28 protein-coding genes and 2 pseudogenes are annotated in these 25,015 nt (G+C 69.6%); 11 read left to right on the forward strand and 19 right to left on the reverse strand.

Annotated elements, in window-relative coordinates:
- Window positions 1-223: 223 nt before the first annotated feature.
- Window positions 224-433: a type A2 lantipeptide gene (locus tag ACFXB5_RS11540; RefSeq protein ID WP_385205535.1), complete on the reverse strand. Its 210-nt coding sequence runs from the start codon at window positions 431-433 to the stop codon at window positions 224-226.
- A gap of 468 nt (window positions 434-901) precedes the next feature.
- Window positions 902-1,339 (reverse strand): cupin domain-containing protein, encoded by a 438-nt coding sequence (locus ACFXB5_RS11545; RefSeq protein WP_385205538.1) that lies wholly within the window; start codon window positions 1,337-1,339, stop codon window positions 902-904.
- A 336-nt stretch (window positions 1,340-1,675) separates the two neighbouring features.
- Here ACFXB5_RS11545 and ACFXB5_RS11550 point away from each other — a divergent pair, with 336 nt between their 5' ends.
- Window positions 1,676-2,371 carry a DUF4232 domain-containing protein gene (locus ACFXB5_RS11550; RefSeq protein WP_385205541.1) on the forward strand — a complete coding sequence of 232 codons (696 nt, stop codon included), beginning with the start codon at window positions 1,676-1,678 and terminating at the stop codon, window positions 2,369-2,371.
- 204 nt (window positions 2,372-2,575) lie between these two features.
- On the opposite strand, the gene ACFXB5_RS11555 is transcribed toward ACFXB5_RS11550, so the two are convergent.
- Window positions 2,576-3,403: a class I SAM-dependent methyltransferase gene (locus tag ACFXB5_RS11555; protein WP_385205543.1), complete on the reverse strand. Its 828-nt coding sequence runs from the start codon at window positions 3,401-3,403 to the stop codon at window positions 2,576-2,578.
- A gap of 248 nt (window positions 3,404-3,651) precedes the next feature.
- Between ACFXB5_RS11555 and ACFXB5_RS11560 the strand changes: the two genes are divergently transcribed.
- The 3 genes from ACFXB5_RS11560 to ACFXB5_RS11570 all read left to right on the forward strand — a co-directional run bounded on the left by ACFXB5_RS11560 (window position 3,652) and on the right by ACFXB5_RS11570 (window position 5,507).
- Complete coding sequence (locus tag ACFXB5_RS11560) at window positions 3,652-4,629, forward strand: methyltransferase (RefSeq protein ID WP_385205546.1); 978 nt, start codon at window positions 3,652-3,654, stop codon at window positions 4,627-4,629.
- Between the two features lie 45 nt (window positions 4,630-4,674).
- Window positions 4,675-5,049: a hemerythrin domain-containing protein gene (locus tag ACFXB5_RS11565; RefSeq protein WP_385205548.1), complete on the forward strand. Its 375-nt coding sequence runs from the start codon at window positions 4,675-4,677 to the stop codon at window positions 5,047-5,049.
- A 272-nt stretch (window positions 5,050-5,321) separates the two neighbouring features.
- Window positions 5,322-5,507, forward strand: coding sequence for a hypothetical protein (locus ACFXB5_RS11570; protein WP_385205551.1), 186 nt, complete (start codon window positions 5,322-5,324; stop codon window positions 5,505-5,507).
- Between the two features lie 29 nt (window positions 5,508-5,536).
- On the opposite strand, the gene ACFXB5_RS11575 is transcribed toward ACFXB5_RS11570, so the two are convergent.
- The 7 genes from ACFXB5_RS11575 to ACFXB5_RS11605 form a co-directional block, all read right to left on the reverse strand.
- Complete coding sequence (locus ACFXB5_RS11575) at window positions 5,537-6,124, reverse strand: sigma-70 family RNA polymerase sigma factor (RefSeq protein ID WP_385205554.1); 588 nt, start codon at window positions 6,122-6,124, stop codon at window positions 5,537-5,539.
- Between the two features lie 154 nt (window positions 6,125-6,278).
- Entirely contained in the window at window positions 6,279-9,236 is a 2,958-nt protein-coding gene (locus ACFXB5_RS11580) for a tetratricopeptide repeat protein (RefSeq protein ID WP_385205557.1), read from the reverse strand.
- 12 nt (window positions 9,237-9,248) lie between these two features.
- Window positions 9,249-10,520: a peptide synthetase gene (locus tag ACFXB5_RS11585; protein WP_385205670.1), complete on the reverse strand. Its 1,272-nt coding sequence runs from the start codon at window positions 10,518-10,520 to the stop codon at window positions 9,249-9,251.
- A 92-nt stretch (window positions 10,521-10,612) separates the two neighbouring features.
- Entirely contained in the window at window positions 10,613-11,266 is a 654-nt protein-coding gene (locus ACFXB5_RS11590) for a GPP34 family phosphoprotein (protein WP_385205560.1), read from the reverse strand.
- A 33-nt stretch (window positions 11,267-11,299) separates the two neighbouring features.
- Entirely contained in the window at window positions 11,300-12,001 is a 702-nt protein-coding gene (locus ACFXB5_RS11595; RefSeq protein ID WP_385205563.1) for a DUF3159 domain-containing protein, read from the reverse strand.
- A 147-nt stretch (window positions 12,002-12,148) separates the two neighbouring features.
- Window positions 12,149-12,817: a TetR/AcrR family transcriptional regulator gene (locus ACFXB5_RS11600; RefSeq protein WP_385205566.1), complete on the reverse strand. Its 669-nt coding sequence runs from the start codon at window positions 12,815-12,817 to the stop codon at window positions 12,149-12,151.
- Window positions 12,818-13,144: 327 nt separating this feature from the next.
- Window positions 13,145-13,741, reverse strand: a complete 597-nt coding sequence (locus ACFXB5_RS11605) for a CGNR zinc finger domain-containing protein (protein WP_385205569.1) — start codon at window positions 13,739-13,741, stop codon at window positions 13,145-13,147.
- Window positions 13,742-13,832: 91 nt separating this feature from the next.
- Between ACFXB5_RS11605 and ACFXB5_RS11610 the strand changes: the two genes are divergently transcribed.
- Window positions 13,833-14,618 (forward strand): MBL fold metallo-hydrolase, encoded by a 786-nt coding sequence (locus tag ACFXB5_RS11610; protein ID WP_385205572.1) that lies wholly within the window; start codon window positions 13,833-13,835, stop codon window positions 14,616-14,618.
- A 191-nt stretch (window positions 14,619-14,809) separates the two neighbouring features.
- The gene (locus ACFXB5_RS11615) at window positions 14,810-15,853 is read left to right on the forward strand and encodes a right-handed parallel beta-helix repeat-containing protein (protein WP_385205575.1); all 1,044 of its coding nucleotides are present in this window, start codon (window positions 14,810-14,812) and stop codon (window positions 15,851-15,853) included.
- Between the two features lie 63 nt (window positions 15,854-15,916).
- Here the strand turns inward: ACFXB5_RS11615 and ACFXB5_RS11620 are convergent, their stop codons facing one another.
- From ACFXB5_RS11620 to ACFXB5_RS11635, 4 genes are read right to left on the reverse strand one after another with little or no spacing between them, the layout of a single operon-like run.
- Window positions 15,917-16,126, reverse strand: a complete 210-nt coding sequence (locus ACFXB5_RS11620; protein ID WP_385205578.1) for a hypothetical protein — start codon at window positions 16,124-16,126, stop codon at window positions 15,917-15,919.
- A complete protein-coding gene (locus tag ACFXB5_RS11625; protein ID WP_385205673.1) occupies window positions 16,123-16,527 on the reverse strand; it encodes an arsenate reductase ArsC in 405 nt (134 codons plus the stop codon). The genes ACFXB5_RS11620 and ACFXB5_RS11625 overlap by 4 nt, the downstream gene beginning before the upstream one ends.
- Window positions 16,528-16,543: 16 nt before the next feature.
- Window positions 16,544-17,668 (reverse strand): ACR3 family arsenite efflux transporter, encoded by a 1,125-nt coding sequence (arsB, locus tag ACFXB5_RS11630; protein ID WP_385205581.1) that lies wholly within the window; start codon window positions 17,666-17,668, stop codon window positions 16,544-16,546.
- Window positions 17,668-18,069, reverse strand: a complete 402-nt coding sequence (locus ACFXB5_RS11635; protein WP_385205584.1) for an ArsR/SmtB family transcription factor — start codon at window positions 18,067-18,069, stop codon at window positions 17,668-17,670. Before ACFXB5_RS11635 ends, arsB begins: the two co-directional genes overlap by 1 nt.
- 80 nt (window positions 18,070-18,149) lie before the next feature.
- On the opposite strand from ACFXB5_RS11635, the gene ACFXB5_RS11640 reads away from it, so the two are divergent.
- Entirely contained in the window at window positions 18,150-18,608 is a 459-nt protein-coding gene (locus ACFXB5_RS11640) for an ArsI/CadI family heavy metal resistance metalloenzyme (protein WP_385205587.1), read from the forward strand.
- Window positions 18,609-18,659: 51 nt separating this feature from the next.
- Here ACFXB5_RS11640 and ACFXB5_RS11645 read toward each other — a convergent pair whose 3' ends face one another.
- The 5 genes from ACFXB5_RS11645 to ACFXB5_RS11665 all read right to left on the reverse strand — a co-directional run bounded on the left by ACFXB5_RS11645 (window position 18,660) and on the right by ACFXB5_RS11665 (window position 23,028).
- Window positions 18,660-19,337 (reverse strand): class I SAM-dependent methyltransferase, encoded by a 678-nt coding sequence (locus ACFXB5_RS11645; protein ID WP_385205589.1) that lies wholly within the window; start codon window positions 19,335-19,337, stop codon window positions 18,660-18,662.
- A 65-nt stretch (window positions 19,338-19,402) separates the two neighbouring features.
- Window positions 19,403-19,873 (reverse strand): glycine-rich domain-containing protein, encoded by a 471-nt coding sequence (locus tag ACFXB5_RS11650; RefSeq protein WP_385205592.1) that lies wholly within the window; start codon window positions 19,871-19,873, stop codon window positions 19,403-19,405.
- 514 nt (window positions 19,874-20,387) lie between these two features.
- Window positions 20,388-21,266, reverse strand: coding sequence for a Scr1 family TA system antitoxin-like transcriptional regulator (locus tag ACFXB5_RS11655; protein WP_385205595.1), 879 nt, complete (start codon window positions 21,264-21,266; stop codon window positions 20,388-20,390).
- Entirely contained in the window at window positions 21,263-21,592 is a 330-nt protein-coding gene (locus tag ACFXB5_RS11660; RefSeq protein WP_385205598.1) for a hypothetical protein, read from the reverse strand. Before ACFXB5_RS11660 ends, ACFXB5_RS11655 begins: the two co-directional genes overlap by 4 nt.
- Window positions 21,593-21,777: 185 nt before the next feature.
- Window positions 21,778-23,028 (reverse strand): helix-turn-helix domain-containing protein, encoded by a 1,251-nt coding sequence (locus tag ACFXB5_RS11665; RefSeq protein ID WP_385205601.1) that lies wholly within the window; start codon window positions 23,026-23,028, stop codon window positions 21,778-21,780.
- A gap of 138 nt (window positions 23,029-23,166) precedes the next feature.
- On the opposite strand from ACFXB5_RS11665, the gene ACFXB5_RS11670 reads away from it, so the two are divergent.
- The 4 genes and pseudogenes from ACFXB5_RS11670 to ACFXB5_RS11685 form a co-directional block, all read left to right on the forward strand.
- A complete protein-coding gene (locus ACFXB5_RS11670) occupies window positions 23,167-23,340 on the forward strand; it encodes a hypothetical protein (protein ID WP_385205604.1) in 174 nt (57 codons plus the stop codon).
- A gap of 34 nt (window positions 23,341-23,374) precedes the next feature.
- Window positions 23,375-24,313: an aldo/keto reductase gene (locus tag ACFXB5_RS11675; protein WP_385205607.1), complete on the forward strand. Its 939-nt coding sequence runs from the start codon at window positions 23,375-23,377 to the stop codon at window positions 24,311-24,313.
- A 161-nt stretch (window positions 24,314-24,474) separates the two neighbouring features.
- Window positions 24,475-24,771, forward strand: a pseudogene (locus tag ACFXB5_RS11680) (MerR family transcriptional regulator); the annotation flags it as partial.
- A gap of 1 nt (window position 24,772) precedes the next feature.
- Window positions 24,773-25,006: pseudogene (locus ACFXB5_RS11685) on the forward strand (helix-turn-helix domain-containing protein); the annotation flags it as partial.
- Window positions 25,007-25,015: the final 9 nt, after the last annotated feature.

The raw sequence follows: 25,015 nt of genomic DNA on the forward strand, positions 1-25,015 counted from the left end.
CCGACCCCGCCGCCACCCGCCCCCCCGCCCCCCCCCCTAATCTCTTCACCACCACACACCCCCCCCCACACACCCCCCCCGCTGGGCCTGCACACCCCCCCCCCCCGCGCCTCGCTGAGCTCCTGGCCACAGCCAGTTGATCACTTGTGTTGCAACGATCCCTCGAATCCGCCGTGTGGCCGAGGGCCTTCAGGCCTCGAGGATGTTCAGCCTTTGCGGCTGATCAGACGGCGGTGACGTTGAGGCCCGCCTGGCCGCTCTGCAGGTTCGCCGCACCATCCACCAGGACGCTGTGGCCAGCCAGCTCGACGCCGCCGATGCCCTCCAGGCTGCCCGGCTGGCTCTGCAGGGCCAGCCCGCCGGCCGCACCGGCGGCAACGCCGTCCAGGTCGGCGTCGGAAATCTCGCGGGTCTCGATCTGGGCCTTGTACATAATGCACGCTTCCTTCGTCAGTGATCTCTTGCGTGAGACGACCGTGACCACGACCGCGGTCCGGGACCGGCCCGGACTCCGATGCGGGCAGGGCTCTCCGCCCGTACGGGAGAAACGGGAGAAGGAGATCCACAGATACGGAAAACCTGCGGACCCGACTCGCCGATAACCAGCCGCCTCACTCCCACTGCGCCACACGTCCCCCATATGTCACACCCGCACCGGGCGGACGCTTGCGGAGCACAGCGAGCAGCTGGCGGAACATCGACTCCCTCGCTGACGCGCAGGGCATCGGCCCCAACGCCGCTTCCCTGACCACGTTGTACCTGGTCGTCAGCTGGGCACGGCCGGACTCGCCGCCGACAACCGGCTCGGCGCGGAGGTCGTGCTCGCCGACGGCCGACCACCCCAGCGGACCGGACCTCGAGGTGCCGGCCGACCTCCACATGCGCCGGCGAAACGGTTTGGCTACTGGAAGTCGCAGCCAGGGTTGGGGGCATCCTCCGACAGTGGTGCGCCGTGAGGGAGGACATACAGCACGTTCAGGACGACTGGCGTGGTACCGAGGTTGCGCCCGATGTGAACCCGCTGGGAACCGGAAGGTTCAGTCAACGAACTGCCCGACTCATAGATGCCGTCGGACTTGCAGGTGGAGTCGAAGTGGCTGAGCGTTCCCTGCTCGACGTAGCCGTACAGAGTGCCGTCATGGAAGTGCCAGCCGGTGCTCTGACCGGCAGGGATGGTTATCTGGCGCAAGATGTAGTCCTTGCCGCCCACTGTTGTCTGCGAAATGATCTTGCCGTTCACACCGGGACCACTCGGTGTCGCCCCGGCCGTGGCGACGCCCACCAGCGTTGCTGTCGCGGCGACAGCCGCGATCACTCCAGCCCGTATGCGCTTGTTCATGTCGATGTCCTTCTTGCCGAAGGTTCTCGCCTGGCCGCAGAAGACGCGGCGTCGGCGAACTGCCTGCGCGGCGCGGCTCCGGGCATGCCCAGAGCCCACCTGTCAGTGACACGTAGGGCATGGTGACAAGGTTCAGTAGTGACGGTGGCAGCCATCTCGCCGGTGCTGGTCAGACTCGTGGAGCGCCCCACAACGAGCGGTGACGTGGGTCATACGGAATCCCGTGAACCATGCGCCTTTCGGCGCCGTGGCGATGATCGTACTTGCCAGTGACCCCGGCCGGGTGCCCTGCGGATGCGGGCGGCCGGACCGTGTCCGATATCCATGGGGAACCTCGTGACGACCACTCGCCACACCGTCCGCGCCGCCGGCCTCGTCGCCGTCGCGTTCTCGCTGACCGCCTGCCAGGACGACGGCGGCAAGGACGACGCCGGCTCCTCGTCCTCCGCCGGGGCGTCGAAGGACTCAGAGGGGAAGGACTCAGAGGGGAAGGACTCCGGGGGAAATGACTCCGGTTCGGCCGAGTCGGGTTCCACGGGCGGTGGCGGTTCACAGAGCGGCGATGAGGACAACGGCGACGTGGGACAGCCGACGGGTGACGCGGACTCGGGCGTCAAGCGCTCCGCGTGCACCGTCGGCAAGGTCGCCGTCAGTCTCCAGGAGACCGGCGGCAGCGCGCCGGTCATCCTGCTCAAGGCCACCAATAACGGCAGCGCCCGGTGCGACCTGTACGGCTACCCGTTCGTGGGCTTCCCGGACGCCCAGTCCTCGATCCCGGCCGGCGGCCGCAAGCCCCAGTCCGTGGTCTCCCTGGAGCCGGGCCAGTCCGCCTACGCCGCGCTCAGCCTGGCGGAGGGCGACGGCGGCGACATGCACCGCGAGAAGCAGCTCACCATCGAGTTGGCCGACCAGAACCCGCAGGGCACGGGCGAGACCGCCAAGATCAACGCCCCCGGCGACGCCAGCCTCGCCATCAGCGACAACTCGACCGTCACCTACTGGAACGACACCATCGAAGAGGTGCCGCAGTAATGCTGCAGTAGACCCCGCACCATACCCGCAGGGGTGCATGGGCCCTCGCCCTCGCCCTCGCCTTCGCCCTCGCCCGCGCCGCGGCGGGCCGTTGGGGCCTGCCGAGCGCGGCCCCAGCGGCGTCATCGGTGACGGTCGCCCGTGGCAGCGGTACCGCGCATGGGTGGGGTGACCGTGGCGCGATCGCCAGCGTGGATCCCCCTGCTAGGGAACGCGGGCCCAGGCGGCGGCCAGTTCGGGGCCCCAGTACATCGCATCTGCCTCCTTGAGCTCATGGGCTATCCGCTCGGCCACCGTGTCGATGTCCACCTCGGCTTCGGTGACCTGGCCGTGCGCGAGCACTACCGGGAGGACGCTACGGAAACAGCCCTCCATGTACTCCGGCATGGCCGATTCCGCGGAGCCCGCCGGCCCGGTGGTGGCCGCGCCCTCTACAGACAGGCCGGCGTCGCGTAGGAGCGACGCGGTCTGCTCGCCGATATCCGGGGTGAGACCGGCCGCGCGCAGCGCATCGAGCGCCCAACCGAGACTCCTGGTGGCGAACGGGGTCGGCGGCACGGAGCGGACGCGGGTGAGGTTGCACTCCTGGAAGGACACCACGCCACCGGTGCGGACCAGTCGCGACAAAGCGCGTATGGCCGCGGCCGGCTTCTTGAGATGGATCAGGATCAGCCTGCCGACCAGCGCGTCGACCCGCTCGTCCAGGCGCAGGCCGGTCAGGTCCACCTCGATGTACGACACGTTGGTCAGGCGGGCCTCGGTGGTACGGGCGCGGGCCAACTCGAGAAGGGCCGGGTTCATGTCGACGCCGATCACCGAGCCGTCCGGCCCGACCAACTCGGCGAGCAGCATGCTCACATCGCCCGCCCCGCAGCCGACGTCCAACACCCGCATGCCCGAAGTGATCCCAGCCAGGCGGAACAGGTGGGCGCTGTGCGGAGCGAGGATATTCGCCTGAAGCTGGAGCCGCTCTGTCTCGGCGGAGGTTTCGGATGTATCCGGTCGACAAGCACAACGCTCCTGCCGGGACATCGGTTCACCACCTTCCGCGCGGCCCGCGGCCGGCCATTGAACCGCTCCCGGTGTCCATCCGTTCGTTCTCTACAGGTGGCCGCTCCGCGCAATGGAGCGGCTCAGCGAGAGACGCCGTGGGCCACCGTCCGCCCCGGGTCTCTCCGGACTCACACCACTTCCGGGTCAAGGGGAATCACATGGCACTTTTCGAACATCCATTCGTTGCGGCTGGTTCTGTCCGTCCGCCTGCGGGCGACACGGGACGGATGATGCAGATGATGACCGGCTACTGGGTCACCCAGGTGGTGCGGACCGCGGCCGAGTTGCGCGTCGCCGACCATCTCCACCCGGGTGGGGCCACCGCGGCCGAGGTGGCCGCGTCGGAGTCGCTGGACCCCGACGCGACGTTCCGGTTCCTGCGGGCGTGCGCCTCGCTCGGGCTGGCCACATCGACGGACGGGAAAAGGTTCGAGAGTACGTCCCTGCTCGACACCTTGCGTACCGACAACCCCGACTCCCTGCGTGATCTGGCGTTGTGGGGTGGTGCCGAATCGCACTGGCTGCCCTGGGGGCGGCTGGCCGACGCGATACGCACCGGCACCACCCCGGCACGGGCCGCCCTCGGTGCGCCGTTCTTCGACTGGCTCGCCACCCGGCCCGGGGAGGCAGAGGTCTTCACCAACTCCATGACCGCCATGACACACAACCTGGCCCATCAGCTGGCCGATGTGATCGACATCAAGGACGCCGAGGTCGCCGTGGATGTCGGGGGCGCCGGCGGAAACCTCGTCCAGACCCTGATGCAGCGGCATCCGGGACTGACCGGGATGGTGCTCGACCTTCCGCACGCGGGCACCGAGGCGGACGCCTCCGCCAAGAGTCTCGGCGTCGCGGACCGGTTCACCTTCGTGGGCGGCGACTTCTTCGACCAGGTGCCGTCCGGCGATCTGCACCTGCTGAAATTCGTCCTCCACGACTGGGACGAAGATGCCTGCGTACGGATCCTGCGCAACTGCCGGGAGGCGCTTCAGCCCGGCGGGCGGGTGCTGGTGATGGAGCTCCTGATCGACAAGGTCGGCAAGCCGGGTCTGGAGCCACTGATGGATCTGAACATGATGGCGCTGTTGACCGGACGGGAGCGCAGCGCAGAGGAATTCGAGGCCCTGTTCCACCGAGCCGGTCTGGAACTCGTCAAGGTGTCGTCCTCCGCGTCCCTGGTCTCCGTGCTCGAGGCCACGCGGTGACTCCGCCCAGGCCCGCCTATTGACGCGCATACCGTAAGGAAGACCATGGCAAAGCAGAACACGCGGTCTGCGGACAGCAGGGACATGTACGCGGTTCACACCATGTTCCGGCGTGAGTTCGGTGCGCTGCCGACGCTGATCCGTCGTGTTACGGCGCATGATGGGGCGCGGGCACGGATCGTCGCTGATCACGTCGCTCTGCTGGTCGATCTCCTGCATGTGCACCACCGCAGTGAGGACGACCACTGCCGGCCCAAGTTGGCAGGCCGGGGGCCACAGGACGTGGCGCCCATCGTCGAATTGATGCGGTCACAACACCAGGTCGTCGACGCGGCGCTCCAGGCCACGGAAACGGTGATGTCGAGGGTTGGCCCGATCGCCTTGAAGCGTTACCAGCGCAAGGTGTTCGCCGCTCGGTGACGGGTGCGCACCGAAAGCCGCGGCCACGTTTTCTGACGCGCAGTAAGGAGTCATGGGTATGAAAATTGGCATAGGACTGCCCCATCAGGTGCGCGACATGCGCCCGTCGATCATCCCCGTGGCCGGCGGTGCTCCTGGCGAAGGAAGTGGCCGGTATCGACGCGGTATCCGGCGACCGTCTCCCTCTCGGCATCAGCGTCGGCGGCCGTTCCGACGACTTTCTCGTGGACGCGCTGGGGTGAGGGATACATCGGCCGTCGGTGCCCGTGGGAATGGCCGCCCAGATGTTTGACGCGGCCGGATCCGCGTGGAAGAAGGCAGGCCACGAGGGAACCCCGCGGCCTGTCGCCATCGCGTACTACGTGTTCGGCGATGCCGAGCGGGGACGGGCCAACGTACGGCACTACTACGGCGCCTCGGGTGAACAGGTCGCGGACATCGCCGAAGTCGTCCGCTGAGCTTCGCCCGAGCCCTCGGTCCAGGTGCGTCACGCCGCGGACGAGTGCCGCAGCGCGGGCCTCTCGACGGCCTCGTCCTCGGCGCGCTCGGTGACGCCCATGGCCAGCCGCAGGGCACGTACCGCGTGGTGCGTTCGCGACTTGACGGTCCCCGGCGGGATACCGAGCAACTGGCCCGCCTCGCGGGTCGATCTGCCGGAGTAGTACGTCTCGTACAGCACCTCCCGGTGCTTGGTGGACAGTTGCTGGAAAGCCTCCTTCAGGAGCAAAGAGGAGAGCAGCCGGTCCACGTCGTCGGGCCCCGTCAGCGAGTCGTCCAGCCAGGTCCCGGCGCTGACCTCCTGAGGACGGGTCATGCGCGACCGGTAGTCGTCGATGACGAGGTTGCGGGCCACTCTGAACAGCCACGGCCGCAGCGACTGGCCGACGTCCAGGTCCTGCCTGCGCCAGCAGCGCAGCAGCGTCTCCTGCACCACGTCCTCGGCCCTGTGCCGGTCACCCCCCAAAAGACGCACCACGTACGCGTACAGAACACTTGCCTGCTCGTCGTAGAGCGCGCGCAGCGCGCGTTCCCGGGTGCCCACCGCTCCTGAGGAACCCATCCTGGTCCAGCTCACGTTCGCACCTCCTTGTTCCGTGACCCTGCGGGGGTACAGGTCTCGGGGCCGATCTCGGTGGTCCCGATTCGGGGGAAGTGTTACGAGCGGGGTTCCACATCGCTTTGACACTCGTTTGACAGATGGGTCCGCGGATTCCGCCGCCCGGGGAAGATCACGCGGAGGTTTCGGCCTCACCCTGAGGTTGTGCCGAAGAGTCCGGCCCACGTTCGTCCAGGCGGCTGAGCCTCCCCCGGATCTCCTCGGTGCGGGGATGGTCGAACTCCTGGAAGACCGCTAGGGCCTGTCGCCATCTGGTGCGGGCCGCTTCCGGATCGCCCGCGGCCAGGAGGGTGCCGCCGAGGTGGTCGAGGGTTTCGCCCTCGTTCCAGCGGTTGCCGATGTCCCGGAGCGCTCCGAGGGCCTGGTGGTAGTGCTGGATCGCGTCGTCGTGGCGGTGGAGCCGGTGGTGGACGGTGCCGAGGATGTCGAGTGTGACGCCTTCGCCCCAGCGGTTGCCGCCGGCGCGCAGGATGGTCAGCGACCGCTCCAGGTGGTCGATGGCCTTGTCGAAGCGGCCGAGCCGCTGGTAGATGTCGCCCAGCTTGGCCAGGGCGAGGCCCTCACCCCAGGCGCTGCCGTGCGCCCGGTCGAGGACGAGTGAGCGGCGGATGTATTCGGCTGCCTTGTCGAGCCGGCCGAGTTGGAGATACGCGTTGCCCAGGTTGCCCATGGCCTGGGACCTGCCGGGGGTGTCCCCGAACTCCCGGCAGAGGGTCATCGCCTGTTTCAGGTGGTCGATGGCCTCGTCGAAGCGGTGGGTCAAGGTCAGTGCGACGGCCAGGTCGTTGAGGCTCCATGCCTCGCCCACGCGGTCGTGGGTGTCACGGGCGGCATCGAGTGCGCTCTGGGCGGTGTCGAGCCAGTCGTGCAGATGGGCGCGCAGATAGAAGAACCCCCACAGGGCGGCGGCGAGTTGCCAGGCGAGGCGGGGCCGGGGGGGTGCGGCGGCCTGGTGCACCGCGGCGACGAGGTTGGGACGTTCGGCCTCGCACCAGGTGAGGGCTTCGTCGTGGCTGGTGAAGGTCAGAGGGTGGCAACCGGGAGGCGGTGGCCGGAGGGGGATCCGGCGGCGGTGGGGGGCTAGGTGGGAGTAGGCGGCGCCGGCGGTGTGCAGGTACCAGCACAGGAGCCGTTCGGTGGCCCGATCCCGTTCTTGTGGTGTCTCTTCGGTGGCGATGCGTTCGGCGGCGTAGGCACGCAGCAGGTCGTGCAGGGTGTAGCGGCCCGGTGAGTGTTCGGTGAGCAGATGGGCGCGAGTGAGTTCCGCGAGGAGACCGCGGGTCTCGCGGAGGGGAAGCCCGGCGAGGGCCGCGGCGGCGGGTGCGGAGATGTCCGGGCCGGGGTGGAGGTCCAGCAGGTGGAACAGCCGGGCGACCGGAGCGGACAGAGCCTCGTACGACGAGGAGAAGACGGCTCGTACGTCCGTGGTCGGCTCGCCCCCGGCGAACGCGTCAAGGCTGCCCCGGCTGTCGCGCAGTTCCCCGGCGATGGCTTCGAGCGGGAATCCGGGGCGGGCGGTGGCGCGGGCGGCGATGATGGCGAGGGCCAGGGGCAGCCGGGCGCAGCGTGTGATGATCTCGTCCGTCGCTTCGGGTTCCGCCGTCAGACGTGCGGCGCCGACGCGGCGCACCAGGAATTCATGAGCCTCGGCCCACGTCAACGGGTTCAGCGTCAGCGGACGCGCCCCCTCGTTGACGATCAGGCCGGTGAGCTGGTTGCGGCTGGTGACGATGGCCAGGCAGCCGGGTGAGGCCGGGAGCAGGTGGCGGACCTGTTCGGTGTCGCGGGCGTTGTCGAGGAGGAGGAGCATCCGCCGGTTGGCGAGCAGGCTGCGGTACAGCGCCGCCTGGACGTCGAGGTGGGCGGGTATCCGCTGCGAGGGGACGCCGAGCGCGTCGAGGAAGACGCGGATGGCCTCCCCGCTTGGCATGGCCGAGCCGGTCGGGTCGAAGCCGCGCAGATTGATGTACAGCTGTCCGTCGGGGTAACGGTGGGCGAGCCGGTGGGCCAGGTGCACGGCCAGGGTGGTCTTGCCGACGCCCGCCATACCGCCGATCGCGCTGATCAGCACCGTGGCCGGAGGCGTCCCGTCGCCGGGTGACAGGGCCTGGATCTGCCTCAGTTCGGCTTGCCGGCCGGTGAAGGTGGCCAGGTCGGCGGGTAGCTGTGCGGGGCGGACCATATACCCGGCGGCCAGCGGCATCCACGGCTCGGCCTCCGTCTCCGGTGGGGTGGGGTCCAGTGTGGGGTCGGCGGTCAGGATGCGGCCGTGGAGTTCCTGCAGTGACGCACTGGGGTTGATGCCCAGTTCGGCCACCAGGGTGCCGCGCGTCCTGTGGTAGACCGCCAGCGCCTCGGCCTGCCGCCCGGACCGGTACAACGCCAGCATGAGAAGCCGGCACAGCCGCTCCCGCAGCGGATGCTCACCGGTCAGCGCGGCCAACTCGGCGATCACCTCACTGTGGCGCCCCAGCCGGACCTCGGTATCCAGCCGGGTCTCCAGTGTGGCCAGCCGCTCCTCGGCCAGCCGGGAACGCTCGGCCTCGGCCAGTGGCCCGGGAAGACCGGCCAGCGGTGTCCCCGCCCACCCGTCGAGCGCGGCCCGCAGCAGATCCGCGGCGGCCGACATCGCACCCAACGCCCGCAGCTTCTTCGCCTCGGCGACCCGCTGCTCGAACACATCCAGATCCACCGAACCTTCCGGTACCCGCGCCAGATATCCGCCCGCGGCCGAGACCAGCACCCGCGGGGGCTCACCGGCGTCACGCCCCGGCTCCAGTACCTTGCGCAGCCGCGACGCATAGGTGCGCAGCACGGACACAGCCGCCGGCGGCGGCTCATCGCCCCACACGGCGTCCACCAGTTCGGCGACCGTGACCGGCCGCCCGGGCCGCAGCAGCAACGCGGCCAGCACCACGCGTTGCTGCGGCGAACCCAGATCCAGCTCATGTGTCCCACGCCACGCCCTGACCGGCCCCAGCACCGCGAAACGCAAGGAATCCTCACCGGCCGCTTTCACGGCATGGGTCCGCGCGGTGGCCGAGGTGGTCATCGGTGATATCGGTGACATGGATGGACACGCTCATCCGTGAGGTGATTCGGTGCATGCTTCGGCCAGTACGGCACCTATCTCCGGGACGAGCCCGGCGACAGGATCGTGGGTGAGCTCTGTCATCCGCAGCCGCCCGCCGACCGTGACGACACCGAGAATGTGCTCGCCTCGCAGCTGGGTGATCTGTGCGGGGCCCCACAGAGCGGAGAGCCCGCTCGGGCTCTGCCGACTCGGGCTCTGCCCGCTCGGGTATGCCACTCCGAGGTTGGTGATCTGGATGTCGGCCGCGGTGGCGGCGGACATCATGGCCTCGGCGTCACCGGCGCTCGATGGGGCATGCTGTGCGAGAGCCGCGGCACCGGCCTTCAGCGCGGCCGGTGTGCGCTGAAGGGCAAGCGATGCGCGGGTACGGCGGGCGAGCGCCCAGAAGTCTTTGGCGTCGTGCCCGGCGCTTCCCGTCCGGACGCTCGTGAACCGGTTCACCACCTCGTCGGGCAGTCCGACCGCACGGCGCAGGTCCACCGGGGTCAGCACCCGCACGAAATCGCGTCCTCGCCGGTGGAATACCACCGTGGCGGCGGCGCAGAGCGCGGCGTGCACGGACGTGCCCTCCTGGCGGCAGCGGCGAACAAGCCGCGTGGTCAGTCCCCGGTCCAGGGCGAGAGTGTCGACGTGCGGTGTACGCCCGGAGAACGGCGTGAGCTCGCCAACGGCGCTCATGCGCTCGTCATCGTCCAAGGGCGGGCCGGCCGTGGCGTCGCCGGCGTCCGCCGTTCCGCCGAGGTCCGCCGCTCCGTCGAGGTGGGCGAGGAGGTCCTCCTGCGTTCGAGGCACATCGCCCGGCGGCGTCAACTCCTCCCCGTCCAGGGCCGCCACCAGGTCCAGCAGGGCTCGCAGACCGCCGACACCGTCGGTGATCTGGTGCGCGAAGGTGAGCACTATGGCGCAGCCCGGCTCTTGTGGGACGAGCACGGCGCGCGCCAGGGGCCCCGGCGCCGGGGGGATCGGCCGCGTCTGCTCGACGGCGACGACGGATTGCCACGGAGTGCCATCGGCGGCCACTTCGAGGGGGATCGCGCCTTCGGACACCCGGTACACGGCCTCGGGCGCGGCGCGGTCGACCGCGACCCCGAGCAATGGATGCCGATCCTGGAGCGTGGCCAGCGCCGAAGCCAACACGCTCGCCGACACCGGGCGGTCCATCTCGGCGACCAGGGAGAACTGGAGCGGATTGCGGTGCATGTAGAAGTCAATGGTCCGCTCACACGGACCCAGCGGTCGAACGACGCGGCCTTGGTTCATGGTCACCCTCGTGGCTCTTTCGTGCTGTGGCTGTCGGACGGATCCGGTCACGGTGTGGGAGGCGCCTTCCCGCTCCGGCGTGTGGTCGGTGGTCATGTGCCCCAGCCGCCTCCGACGGCCCTGCTCGACGGGTACGAGTCGCGCAGCGCCTTGCGCAGACCGGGCACGGCGTCGTCGAAATGTGCGGCGAGGCCCTTGAGCGCCTGCTCGTGCTCCCGGCGTTCCTTGCAGGAGAACACACTGGTCACCTCGACCTCGGCCGCGAACACGGCCATGCTCAGCTCCTCCATCGGGACCGCCGCCGGATCGGGCCCGCGGAGCACGGCGTCGCGTACCCGCTCCTGCAGGGCGAGTACCGGCCGTGGATCGTTGACGGTGACCCGGTCGACGGTGACCAGCCCCAGCCGCCTCTCGCGCCGGATCGTGACCACACCCGCCGCGGCGAGCTGCTCGCGGATGGGCTTCTCCACGGTGTGGGCCTTGTTGTGGACGAGCGAAAGCCAGCCCTTGGGCTTCTCCGCGGGTACGTCGCGCCATACCTCGGCCAAGAAGGGATCGCTGGGCGGCTTGGTGGGCAGCCGGACGACCTTCTTTCCCTCGACGCTGAGCAGCCCGTCGAGGGTCAGCACGGTCAGAGCCGCGGCGCGCAGCAACTGGCCGCGGCCCTGGAGATTGGTGAGTTCGAACTTCTCTTTGTCCACCGTGTAGCAGAGCAGGAACAGGCTCTGGGGCAGGGACTGGCCCATCTCTCTCCTCAGGGCTCCGAAAGGGGGCGTCGATCAGACCGATCGCGCGGGCCGCGGTCCGGCCAGGGCCTTGAGTCGCGTGCCCGAGCGGCGGCCCGCCCACAGCACGACCAGGAAGGCCAGAGCGAGCAGGGGGTAGCCCATCGCGATCTTGGCGAAGGCGAGCCAGCCGGTGGCGTCCTTGTCGTAGAGCCACTGCTGTACGGCGACCCGGGCGGCGAAGACGCCCACCAGAGCGAGGGTGGCGATGTCGTAGTAGTGGCGCGAGGGCTTGTCCTTGAGCCAGTCGGTGCCGGTGCCGTTGAGCGAGCCCCAGACGATTCCGGCCAGCGGCCGGCGTACGAGGACCGAGAGCAGGAAGAGCACGCCGAGTGCGAGGTTGCTCCAGATGCCCGTCAGGAAGAAGCCCTTGGCCGATCCCGTCTTCCAGGCGATGAACGAGGCGACGGCGACGCCGAACAGGCCGGAGAGCGCGGGCTGGATCGACTCCTTGCGCACCAGGCGCAGCACGGAGATGGCCAGGGAGACGCCGAAGGCGGTGCAGATGGCGGCGGTCAGCCCGTAGGAGGCGTTGGCGAGCACGAAGGCCACGATCGGCAGCATCATGTACACCAGGCCCGTGGTGCCGCCCATCTGCTCCAGCGGTGTCTGCTTCGCCTTGCCCCCCGGGGGCCTGCCCGGTCCGTGCGGGCCGGGCGCCGGGTCGGCGGAGTGTAGGGGCTGAGGTTCAGTCATGCGAGATCACTCATCAGGTAGGCGTTGGTCTGTACGGCTGCGTCCGCGCCGGCTTACGGAGGCTGGTGTGCTTGGGACACCGGTTGCCCGGCGCTCCCCTGCCCGCGCGGATGGCGGGCCAGGAAACGGCCGGCCGCGAGGTGAACGTCAGGCGACGGGGTCGCCGACGACTCCGCCGGTGGCCGTGCGGATCGCATGGGCGAAACGCCGGGAGAGGGCCACCACGTCGGTGAACTCCGTGACGTCCGCGCCGGCGAGGACGGCGGCGCCGATGTGCTCTTCGAGCACCCGCACGACCGCGGCGGCGGCCGCCGCGTGCTGCCGCACCTCCAGATCGCCGACCGGGCGCTCAAGACGGTCGGCGATGATCGCGCACAGCTCCCGTTCCTTCTGGTCGCAGGCCATCAACCACGCCGTGCGGAGCGCCGGTTCGGTGTCGGCGAGCCGGATCATCTTCATCGCGAGAATGTCGTCGGCAAGATCGACGGGGAGCTTCTCCTTATCGTCCCGGAAGACGGCCAGTTCCGTGGCCAGATGGTCTTCGAGGGAGCTCTGCCGGGGCCAGCTGCGCAGCACGCTCATCAGGGTGACGATGCCCTGCATGACGATTGGCTCGGCGCAGCTCTCCTTACTGCGGAAGTGCCGCCAGATGGTGCGCGTGGACAGGCCCACGGCCTCCGCGATCTGATCGCCGCTCGTGGCGGTCACTCCCTGCTCCCAGAACAGACGCGCCGCCTCCCGCGAGATCTCCAGCCGCAATCGCGTACGCCGCCGCTCACTCATCCCCCCTCCGTCGCGCTTCTGCGTCGTGGCCATGGCACCTCGTTTCCTCTCAGCGTCTCTGAACGACAGAATGTCACTAAGTGACGCTCAAGGCAAGATGCGAGATCCCAAACCCTCGGTTCGGCCGCCGACTTGAGCTCCTCGGGGCCGCCGAGCAGGCCCGAATCATCGCCGCGACCGCCCCGAACGCTACGGATCCCGCGCCCCGGAGTCGTCCCCACACGGCGGTCACCCGCGCGTGGCTCGCAGGAGGGACAGCCTCCGCAACGCCCCTCTGGCCAGCGACCTCCACAAGGCCCCTCTGGCCAGCGACGACCCGTCAGGACCCGGGGCGCCGACAGCGAAGGATGCCGCCGGGACTCAGGTCCCGGACTGGGCGCGGCGGGCGTAGGCGCGGGCGGCGCGGGCGCGGTCGCCGCAGCGGGTGGAGCACCAGTGGCGACGGCCGTGGCGGAGCAGGTAGCGGTTGCAGGGGGTGGAGCCGCATGCGGTGAGGCGTTCGGCGTCCGGGCCGGTGAGGAGGTCGGCGGCGTCGGCGGCGACGGTCGCCAGAGCGTGGTCGACGATCGCGGTGGTGGGGTGGGGGGTTGTGCGGTAGGGGCCGGTCCTGTCATCCCATCGCAGGAGCGGGGCCGTGGGGACGCGGGTCATCGCGTCGTTGATGGCCGTGACAGCGGCGGGCAGGGCGGGGAGCCCCGCGGCGCGGGAGGCGAACAGCGACCTGATCTGCTCGCGGAGCGAGCGCACCTGCGTCGCACACATTTCCATCATGCCGGCGTCGACCGGGGCGAGGCCGCGCTCCGTCAGCCAGTGGTTGACCTGCGCGGGAGCCGCCAGGAGATCGACCACATGCCCGCCGGCCATGGAAATGGCGCTGTTGGCGAGGGCAAGGGAGAGGTGCTCTTCCTCACCCGTCGCGGGCGGCAGGGCCGGTTCTTCCATCACGGGCTCCCTCATGATTCTCATGGTACGGCTTGCATGTATCCGTGAGAAGTCTCTACAGTCATCTCACGGTTCAATCGGATCTATCCGTGAGGTGTTGTTTCTCGTGACCACTCTCCACGCGACCGACCAGTTCCCGGTCCGGGCCCTCGGCGGCCCGACCGCCCTTTTCGAATACGGCGGCCTGCGGTTCCTGACCGACCCGACGTTCGACGGCCCCGGCGACTACGGGCGGCCCGGCCGCACCTTGACCAAGACCGCCCCCTCCACCGCCACCCCCGCCGACCTCGGCCCCATCGACGCGGTCCTGCTCTCGCACGACGAACACCCCGACAACCTCGACACCTCCGGCCGGGCCCTGCTCGCCGACGTCCCGCTCACCCTCACCACCCCCGATGGCGGACAACGCCTCGGAGAGAAGGCCAAGGGCCTGGCCGACTGGGAGTCCATCGAGCTGAAGCGCCCCGACGGCGGCACCGTGACCGTGACCGGCGCGCCCGCCATCCATGGACCCGGAAGGCACGAGGAGGTCGAACCGGTCACCGGCCAGGTCGTCGGCTTCATCCTCACCGGGGAGGGCCTGCCCACGGTCTACGTCAGCGGCGACAACGCCTCGCTCGACGCGGTCGAGCAGATCGCCCAGCGTTTCGCCCCGGTGGACACCGCCATCCTCTTCGCCGGAGCCCCCCGCTTCCCCATGCTCTTCGACGGCGCGCTGATCGTCCTGGACAGCGCCCAGGCCGCCGAGGCCACCCAGATCCTCGGCGCCCGCCGCGTCGTACCGGTCCACTACGACAGCTGGGCCCACTTCACCGAGGGCCGCGACCAGCTGGAAGCCGCCTTCACCAGCGCCGGCCTGGCCGACCGCCTGGACTGGGGCCGGCGGGCCTGAGCCGTCCGGCGTCGCGGAGGGCCCACGAGGACCGGACCCGTTTGGCGGCACACCAGGTGAGGGCCCGATCACGTGTAGTTAGAAATAGAACGTCATCTCGCCATCCCGGTTGACCAGCATGGCCGCTGACCAGCATGACCACTGACGCCGGTGATGCGCCGCTTCACTCCAGTGCTGAGGAAGGCGTAACGATGAGGTTCATTTCGCGGTCCGGCGCCCTGACCGCCGCGGTCGGTACCGGACTCTCCCTCGCGGTCCTGCCGACCGGATCGGCCAGCGCCGCCGACGACATCCAAGTGCGGTGCAACGACATCCCCGGCCTGGTGGACGCCATCAACCAGGCCAACGCCAACGGCGGCCGCATCACCCTCGCACCCCGCTGCACCTACACACTCACCACACCGGACAACCCCGACGACGGACTCCCCGAAATCACCGGAGACGTCACCATCTCCGGCAACGGCTCCACCATCCGACGCGACCCGGACGCCACGGAAAACTTCCGCATCTTCCACGTCGTAGCCGGTGGCACGCTGACTCTGAAGTCGCTCACGGTCAGCGGCGGCGACATCGCATCCACCGGCGGCGGCGCCCTGGTCGAGCAGGGCACACTGAACCTGAACAACACCGCCTTCAAGGACAATTCCGCAGCCACCGGTGGTGGCCTCTACAACGACACTGGGCAGCTCAACCTGGACCGCAGCATCGTCGAACGCAACACCGCAACCGGCTTCGGCGGCGGAGTCGCCAACGACGGTGGCGGCACGATGACGATGAAGGGCGGGTCCCTGCTCAAGAACCGGTCGGCCATCAACAACGGTGGCGGTCTGGAGAACATCCGGGGGACCGCGACCCTGGAGTCCGTATCGGTCAGGGGCAACACCGCCATGAACGGTGGCGGCATCCGCAACGTGAACGGCTCCACCCTGAATCTGAAGTCGACCACCCTCAAGGACAACATCGCCGTGCGAGGCGGGGGCCTTTCAAACGCCGCCAGTCCCGCCACATTGGTCGACAGCCTGGTCACCCGCAACACGGCGATCACCGCCGGCGGCGGCATCGACAACCAGTCGAACGGCCAGGTCACGCTCACCAACACCAAGGTCATCGACAACACCCCGGACAACTGCGCCCCCGAAGGCAGCGTCCCCGGCTGCACCAACCCCACCACCACCATCGACCCGCCCCCCACACAAGAACTCCTGCCCGACGACGACATCAAAGACCCCGAATGAGCCGCCCACCGCGATGACGAAGAAGGGGCGGGGCATCCCCGGGCCGCCGACGGCCCACCCGGTCTATCGGGTGGGGTCCTCGGCGATGCAGAGGTAGATCGCGAGCGCCAGCAGCGCGAGGATCGCGCTGAGCAGCCGCTCCTCGGCCGCGGGAAGAGCGGACTCGAAGGCGGCGTTCCGTTCGTCGCTGCCGAGTTGGCAGATCGCCAGAACCTCATCGGTGTGCTCGGCCGTCAGGCCGGTGACGCGGATCGTCTCGGCGTGAAGGGTCACCCGCGGCCTCCGGCGGTGAGTTCGCTGACGAGGCCCTCAACGCTGGCCCGGATCTCGTCACGGATCGGCCGTACCGCCGCAACACCCCGCCCGGCCGGATCGTCGAGCTTCCAGTCCAGGTAGATCTTGCCGGGGAAGTACGGGCAGGCGTCGCCGCAGCCCATGGTGATGACCACGTCCGAGGCTTGCACGGCCTCGGCGGTCAGCACCTTGGGGATCTCTGTCGCGATGTCGATGCCGACTTCCGCCATGGCTTCCACCACGGCGGGGTTGACGTGCTCGGCCGGTGCCGAGCCGGCGGAGCGGACTTCGACGCGGTCGCCCGCGAGGTGGGTGAGGAAGGCGGCGGCCATCTGGGAGCGGCCCGCGTTGTGGACGCAGACGAACAGCACGGACGGCATCTCGGGGTTCTGGGGGTCAGACACGGGCGGCACCTTCCTGGGCGGGCGCGTGCTCGGCGGTCATGACGGTGGGCTGAGGGAAGTAGCGGCGGGCGGCCAGGGCCACGTGGACGAGGCCGATCAGTACGGGAACCTCTATGAGCGGGCCGACGACTCCGGCCAGCGCCTGCCCGGAGGAGGCGCCGAAAGTCGCGATGGCGACGGCGATGGCCAGCTCGAAGTTGTTGCCCGCGGCGGTGAACGCCAGTGTCGTGGAGCGGGGGTAGTCCAGGCCCACGGCCTTGCCCAATGCCATGGACCCGGCCCACATCACGGCGAAGTACACCAGCAGCGGCAGTGCGATCCGCGCCACGTCCATCGGCTGTGAGGTGATCGCGTCGCCCTGGAGGGCGAATAGGACGACGATCGTGAACAGCAGCCCGTACAGGGCGAACGGGCCGATGCGCGGGATGAGCTTCGTCTCGTACCAGGCACGGCCCTTGGCCCTCTCGCCGAGTCGCCGGGTGAGGAAGCCTGCCACGAGGGGGACGCCGAGGAAGATCAGCACACTGCGGGCGATCTCCCACACGCTGATATCGAGATCGGTCTGTTCCAGGCCGAGCCAGCCGGGCAGCACGGTGAGGTAGAACCAGCCGAGCGCGGAGAAGGCGATCACCTGGAAGACGGAGTTCAGGGCGACGAGGACGGCGGCGGCTTCGCGGTCGCCGCGGGCCAGGTCGTTCCAGATGATGACCATGGCGATACAGCGGGCCAGGCCGACGATGATCAGGCCCGTCCGGTACTCCGGCAGGTCCGGCAGGAGCAGCCAGGCGAGCGCGAACATGAGCGCCGGGCCCAGGATCCAGTTCAGCACGAGCGAGGGGACCAGCAGGCGCCGATCCCGGGTGACCGTGTCGAGGCGGTCATAGCGGACCTTGGCCAGGACCGGATACATCATCACCAGCAGGCCCAGCGCGATGGGCAGGGAGACGCCGGTGACGGTCACCTTCGCCAGGGCGTCGCCCAGGCCGGTAACGAGCCGCCCCAGGCCGAGGCCGGCCGCCATCGCCAGCAGGATCCACACCGCGAGGAAGCGGTCCACGAACGACAGGCGCGCGGCGACGGGAGCGGCCGAGGACGCCGGCATGGGGTCGGCGGCCATCAGGCGTCCCCCGCCGTCCCGGCAGGCTCGGGCAGAGGCTGTCCGGCGGGGCGGGTGAGGATCCCGGCGAGCCGGTCGGTCATCTCCGGCAGCAGCCAGTAGTAGACCCAGGTCCCACGGCGCTCGCAGCCGATCAGCCCCGCCTGCCGCAGCAGCTTCAGGTGATGGGAGATCGTCGGCTGCGACAGGTCGAAGGCGGGAGTGAGGTCGCAGACGCACACCTCGCCCCCGGCGCGGGTGGCGATCATCGATAGCAGCCGCAGCCGGATCGGATCGCCCAGCGCCTTGAACACCTTCGCCAGCTCAACGGACTGCGCCTCGTCCAGCGGAGCGGTCAGCAGTCCCGGGCAGCAGCCGTCGACGCCGTCCTGGCCGAGCACCGCAAGCTCTTGATTCGACATTCCTCTATGTTGACGTTTTTCGATCCAAGGCGCAATGTTGCATCGAAGAATATCGATACAACTTGATGGGAGACCCTGCCATGTCTCGCGTGCAGCTCGCCCTGAACGTGCCCGATCTCGACGCTTCCGTGACGTTCTACTCCAAGCTCTTCGGCGTCGAGCCCGCCAAGCGCCGCCCCGGATACGCCAACTTCGCGATCACCGAACCGCCGCTCAAGCTCGTCCTGATCGAAGGCGAAGCCGGACAGGAGACCCGGCTGGACCACCTCGGCGTCGAGGTCACCTCCACCGACCGGGTCACCGCCGCCACCGACCGCCTCGAGGAGGCGGGGCTCGTCACTTTCGAGGAGAACGACACCTCCTGCTGCTACGCCCTCCAGGACAAGGTCTGGGTCCACGGCCCCGGCAAGGAGCCGTGGGAGGTCTACGTCGTCAAGGGCGACGCCGACCAGATGGGCAAGAGCGCGGCACTCGACACCGCCGACGCCTGCTGCGCCGGCGAGCCCGCCCCGACGGAGGCCTCTTCGACGGAGGCCTGAGGACTGGACCCGTTTGGCGGCACGCTGAGTGAGGGCGGGGTGTAACCCCGCTCAGGCCGTGGCGCGGACCAGCAGGGTGCCGATCTTGCGGGGGCCCGGCGGCGCGGGCAGCACTCGTGCGGTTGCTTCGGTGAAACCGTGCTCGTGCAGGGTCTGCGTCCAGCGCGGTGGTTCGTAGTCCCAGCGCTTCACCACCAGCGGGTCCTCGTCCTCCGACCTGTTGATGTACGACGCCTGACAGCCGTAGCAGCCTTCGACGGGCGGGCGCTGGGAGAAGGCCAGCACGCCGCCCGGACGGAGGCGCTCACGAATTGCCGGAAGTAGTCGGGCAGGATCGGTGAACCACACCGCGCCGAAGACGGAGAACACCGCGTCGAAGGTGTCAGTGCAGCGGGCCAGGAAGTCGAGGGCGTCTGCCTGGTGCAGCTCCAACTCGACGGTGTCAGCCCATCGGGCATCGGCGGCCCTGAGCTGGGCCGGGGAGAGGTCCACGCCTACGGCCCGCGCGCCGAGAATTGCGACATGCGCGAGGTTGCCGCCCTTCCCGCAACCGAGCTCCAGCACCGACGAGCCGCGGCCTGTACCGAGGATCTCGGCACCGGGGCCGTGGTCGGGGTACTGCGTCCAGTTGAACCACGTCGTCTCCCCGGCGGCGTTCACGGGCCGCCGCTGGGGCTTCTGCTGCGCGTAGGTGTCCCAGGCGGTCTCCGTCAAGGCGGTCTCCGTCATGCGCCCTCCGTTCCTGTGGGCCGGCCGCCCGGCGGCGGCGCCGGGCGGCTGGCGGCGTGATTACGTCAACTCTTGCCGCTGTTGGGGCTGTCTGAGCAGCCCGCGTGGCACTGGCTGCAGTCGGCTGCTTCGGGCCAGAGGTCGGCGTCCACCGCGTACCCGGCGGCTGCGATTGCGTCGAGGGTGCGCCGCCGCGCCGCCACGGCTGTGCCGTGCTCGCCCTCCGCCGGGTTCGTGGGGACGTGGTGGATGAAGTGTCCCGCAACGCGCTGGCAGAAGTCGGCGTAGTCGCAGGTGTGGAGGATGAAGACGTGCCAGCCGATGTCGACGGTCTTGCTGGGCGTCAACGGTCGGCCGGTGTTGTTGGCGCAGGCAGCGAGGAAGGCCGCGGTCTGGACGACGATCCGCTCGGCGAGTGGCAGCGCGACGTCGTGGTCCTTCACGATCCGTGTGGCGAGCCGGTCCAGGAGAGCGGCGCTGAGGAGCGCCCTGGGGTCGGTCGCGGTGCCGAGCGGCCGTTCTGCGGTGACGGTCATATTGCCTCCTATGTCGGATGGCCTGGTCTGGTCTTGCCGAGGTAGAGCCCGTCCGGTGGTCCGACCGGCCGGGCCCCACCGCCCCTGCCTTGTCGGTGGCCGCGCCTCGGCATACCGACCGGCAGGGGGCTTGGAGAGTGGACCGCCAGCCGCGAAGTCCAACCCGGGGCGGGGGATCCCCAGGCCGCCAGCGGCCCACCCGGTCTATGGAGTTGGGTTTCCTGCAACGCAGAGGCAGGCGGCGAGCGCCAGCAGCGCGGGGATCGCGCTGATTAGCGGCCCCAACCGGGGTGACGCGGAGGGCAAAGAGCTCTGCCCGTTCGGCGGGGCCTGGCATCGGTGCCTCATTGGCCCTCCTCTGACCGGACCTGCCGCGCAGCCCTCTCGTAAGCGCCGAGCAGCCGCTCCCCGATCTCGCACCTGGCGCCGGGTGTCCGGCAGGCCGGGCAGCCCGCAGCGTGCTCCAGGGCTGCGCGCCATTCGTTCGCGGCGGCCGGGCCCAGCAGACCCGCGGTCATGCCGTCAGCTCTTCCAGAAGAGGATCGGATTCCGGGTCCCTGGCCAGTTGCTCGAAGCGTCGGCGCGCTATGTCCAGTAACGCGGCACTTGCGTCGAGATCCTCGGCGGCGGCGAGCCCGGCGGCCAGACAGTCGCGTGCCGCCTGGCTGTCCGCTCCAGTGGTGTAGAGCGCGCTCCAGGTCTCCTCAGCGAAGACCTCCTGCCCGTGAAGCTGGAAGCGGTGCAGGGTGCCCGGCGGTGGGATGACCCCTGCGTGGAAGGGCACCACCAAGATTCGCGGGCCGTGTGGGGAGGCTCCCAGTCGTTGCAGGTGGACCATCTGCGTTGCCATGGCCCGCGGGTTTCCGAAGGTGCGCAGGAGCGTCGCCCCGTCGAGGATGACGGTGACATCCTGCGGCTGGTCGTCTGGGGGCACGGTATGGGCCCGGAACCGGGGCTCTTGGATGGGCCGTTGCAGCAGGGGCAGTTGGGCCACGGGGTATTCGGTGGTCTGCACGATGCGCGGGATGGTGGCCGAGGCGTAGACGCAGATCGCTGATGCGTGGTGCTCGCAGGCGCGCAAGCGGTCCGCCCAGCCTTCGGTGTTGTCGTGGATGGTGCTCGCCCTGCGCTTGGGATCTCTCGACTGCTGGCCTGCCAACCGCAATGCGCCGACGACGGTGGACCAGTCAGTCAGCCCGTAGAGCCTGGCCAGTGTGGAAACGTCCCGCCAGTGGTGTGCCACGTGGGCGGTCTCCATCCGGCTCAGCTTGGCCGCCGAGCAGCGGATCGCCTCGGCAGCTTCGGAGAGTCTGAGGCCCTTGGCCAGCCGGAGGGACCGTAGGTATGCCCCTAAGACAAGCGGCGCGGGGCCGCGGTCATAGGTGGTGGTCACCGGCCGACCTCCCGGTCAGGGCCGAGCTCGGCGGCGACCGCCTGGGCCAAGGCCCCCCGCAGGATGGGGCTGTCGGTGAGGTATCGGTCCGGCCCGAGCGGGACGCGCCAGTGCAGTACCGGCCCGGCGGTGTGGCCGATGGAGGGAACGCCGATGTAGGAAGTCGGGTCCGCACTGAGTGTCTGCACCTTCGGGATGCGACGCCAGTACTGCGCGCTCCCCGCCACGATCAGCCAGTACATCTGCGCGTAGTCGGCGATGACGGCACCAGTCGCCCCGCCGAGTAACTCCAGCGCTCGCTCACCGATCTCCACGGGAGCGCGCACGGCATCCCAATGGGAGCCGACCCGGACCATGTCTATGTCGACGCCTTGCGGTGGCGTCCATGGCTCTGCTGTACGGCTGCTGGTTTGCACGGGGTCCCCCGGCGTCATCGGTGATCAGATGATGACTGACCGTAAGAGCGCCGAGGACGGAGGAGGGGCAGAGATTCTGCCCCTCGAACGCCGGTTCAGGCAGCCAATACGCCGATCTTCACCGCCAGTTCGGCGGCGCGACGGCGATGCACCGGAGACTTCGACTCGGTCTCCTCCAAGATGATGCGGCGTGCGTAGCCGTTGTAGCGGATCGTCTCCGGTGCGGCTTCGTACGCCTTGTCCAGCGTCGCCAGGGCGGTCTCCGGCTGCCCGTCCAGGTGGTAGCCGCGCGCCTCCTCGATCCGGTGCCGGGCTCGCCTCGGCCGTGACGGGATCGTCTTGGCGTCCGCCTTCGCGGCCTGCCGTACGGACTCCCCGCCCGCGTGCAGCTCGACGGCGACCGTGACCGCGTGCGCGCCCATGATGCCTCGGGAGAACGACGTCATGGGGTGGTAGTAGTCGGCAGGCAGCCGCTCGGCCATCTCGCGAGCGGTGTCCCAGTAGCCCCAGGCGGCGCCGGTGTCACCGCGGCGGGCCGCGGTGTATCCGGCCTCGAACCGCAGGGCGCCGACGATCGCGCGTACGTTGTCCGGCGCGTCCCGCAGTAGTGGAGTGAGGTGGCGCAGCGTCTCCATGGTGACCGCGTCGGCCGCGTCGTAGTGGGCGGGGCCACTGTCGCGGTGGGCCTGGGCGGTGAGCCATGCTGCCATGCCGATGGCGTGCGGATCCTCGCTCTCCTGGGCTGCCACCATGCCGCGTTCGGCAACGCGCCAGAGGAGCGCGGAGTCGGGCTGGTACGCGATGAAGAACTGGCTGAGGCTGTAGACCTCGGCGAGGACGGCTTGAGCTGCCCGCCGTTCGGGGGCGCGGTCGGCCTGACGTACGGCGAGTTGCGCATCCCGGATGAGGGCCGGCAGCAGGCCGCCGATCACTTCGCGGTGGTTGGGTGCGGAGTGGCGGGCGGACCAGGCACTTCGGAGACGTGCGCTCAGATGCGCGGGCGAGGGCGCTTCGCGGTCAGCTGTGAAGGGGAACGCTTCGATCGCAGCTCGTACCGCGGGCAGCTTGGCGTGACCGGGGCCGATGAAGAGGTCGATGGGCATGGTCTGGTCGCCGGTGAGCTCGGAGAGGTCACGGACGCGCAGCACCTCGGCGATGCGCAGGATCATGGGGAGTGCGGGGGTGTGGAGGGTGCCGTTCTCGACCTGCTTCACCCAACTCGGTGACTTGCCGAGGAGACCGGCGAGGACGGTACGGCTCATGCCCCGGCGGGTACGGAGAACTTGCATCCGCTGACCGAAGACCAGCGGGTGGTCAAGCGGGTCCGGGGTAGCGTCAGATGACATGGCCTTGCCCCTCTCTGTCCAGCTCGTCACTGCCAGGGTATGGGCAGGGCCGTTGTCGTGTGAGGCGGTTCACTCGCAGGCAGTCGCTGCGGCGCGTAACCGGGCTGCCCCGGAACCAAGATCTGCCTGGAGGGGCCCATGCACATCGGCGAGTTGGTCGGCACGGGCGAGTGGCACACGGTCGAGGGACGGCCGTACGTCGTCTACAAGTACGCGACCACACTGGACGGCCGGATCGCCGCGGCGGACAGCACCAGCCAGGCGACCCTCGAGCGGTCCGGGCCCAACACCGTCCGCCGGAACCGCTCTTGACCTGGAGCGCGCTCCAGATCCGAGCATGGGCGGCATGCAGACCACTGACCCCCAGATCGTCCTCGGGACGATGGACTTCGGCACGCGCGTCGACCCCGACCGGGCCTTCGCGGTCCTCGACTCCTTCGTCGCCGGCGGCGGTGTCTGGCTCGACACCGCGAACTGCTACTCCTTCTGGGCCGACCCCAGTGGCGTCGGCGGCGCCAGCGAGCGCCTCATCGGGGCGTGGCTCCGGGCCCGCCCCGGCGTGCGCGACGCGGTGCGGATCGCGACGAAGGTCCGGCAGAACCCGCTCGTCCCGCACTCCTGGCCGCAAAGCGCCGAAGGACTCTCCGCCCGCGCCATCCACGCGGGTGTGGAGGAGAGCCTGGAGCGGCTGGGGGTCGATCACGTCGATCTGCTCTGGGCCCACGCCGAGGACCGCACCGTGCCGCTGGAGGAGACGGTCGGCGCCTTCGGCGAGCTGGTCGCGAAGGGAGTGGCCCTACGGGTCGGGGCGGCCAACCATGCCGCCTGGCGCGTCGAGCGCGCCCGGTCGCTCGCGCGGGAGCGGCGCGTGGAACCGTGGACGGCCCTGCAACTGCGCCACTCGCTCCTCCAGCCGCGCCCGCTCACGCCCGTCGCGGAGGCCGGCCACCGCATGCTCACCGCCGATGACCTGGACCTCGCGCGGTCGGAGGGGCTCGCCGTGTGGTCGTACACCTCGCTGATGTGGGGTTCCTACGTACGCGCGGACAAGCCGCTGCCACCAACCTATGATCACCCCGGGACCACCCGGGTGCTCGCCGTCCTGGACGACGTCGCCGACGAGCTCCCGGCCACGCGGAACCAGGTCGTCCTCGCATGGCTGATGCGGCAGGGGATCGATCCCATCGTCGGCGCGAGCCGGGTGGAGCAGATCGAGGAGGCACTGGCCGCACGCCGTGTGCGGCTCGACGACGAGCACCTGGCGCGCTTCGCCGAAGCACGCTAAGCAGGTCGGAGGAAGTCCGCTACGGTTCGGGCAGCGCCCCGAAGGGGCGCGGGGAACTGCGCGACCAGCCACGACGGCGCCGCAGTCGGCCGACGACCCATCGCGGCACTTCCCGCGGAGCGCTTAGCGGCGGTCACAAGCGGTCACACAAGGGGAGCCCCATGACCACCCTCACCCCGGCAGCGGCCGCCGACCGCACCGGCGTCTCCATCGACACGCTGCGCTACTACGAACGCGAAGGGCTCATCGGCCCGATCCGGCGCTCCGCCGGCGGTCGCAGGGAGTACACCGAGAACGACGTCTTCTGGGTCGGCCTGGTCACCTGCTTCCGCGAGGCCGGCCTCGGCATCGCGGACCTGAAGGGGTTCGTCGCCATCCTGCGCGCCGAGCACTCTCCGCAGGAACGGGTCGCCTTCCTCCGTGAGCGCCGTGGAGTCCTGGAGCAGCGGGTGGCGGCGGGACCGCACGCTGAGCCGTCTGTTCCACACCGAGCTGGGCATGAGCTTCCACCGCTGGCGCACCATCCTGCGCATCCACCACGCCTTGGTCCATCTCACCAACGGCCGGTCCGTCACCGACACCGCGACGGAGTGCGGGTGGTCCAACCCCTCGAGCTTCATCGAGGCGTTCACCGAGGTCGTCGGGCAGACCCCGGGCCGCTATCAGGCGGATCTGCGCGACGACGCACAGTAGTTGGCGGCT

Source organism: Streptomyces sp. NPDC059455 (assembly GCF_042750115.1).
In the GTDB taxonomy this organism is placed as follows: Bacteria; Actinomycetota; Actinomycetes; order Streptomycetales; family Streptomycetaceae; genus Streptomyces; species Streptomyces endocoffeicus.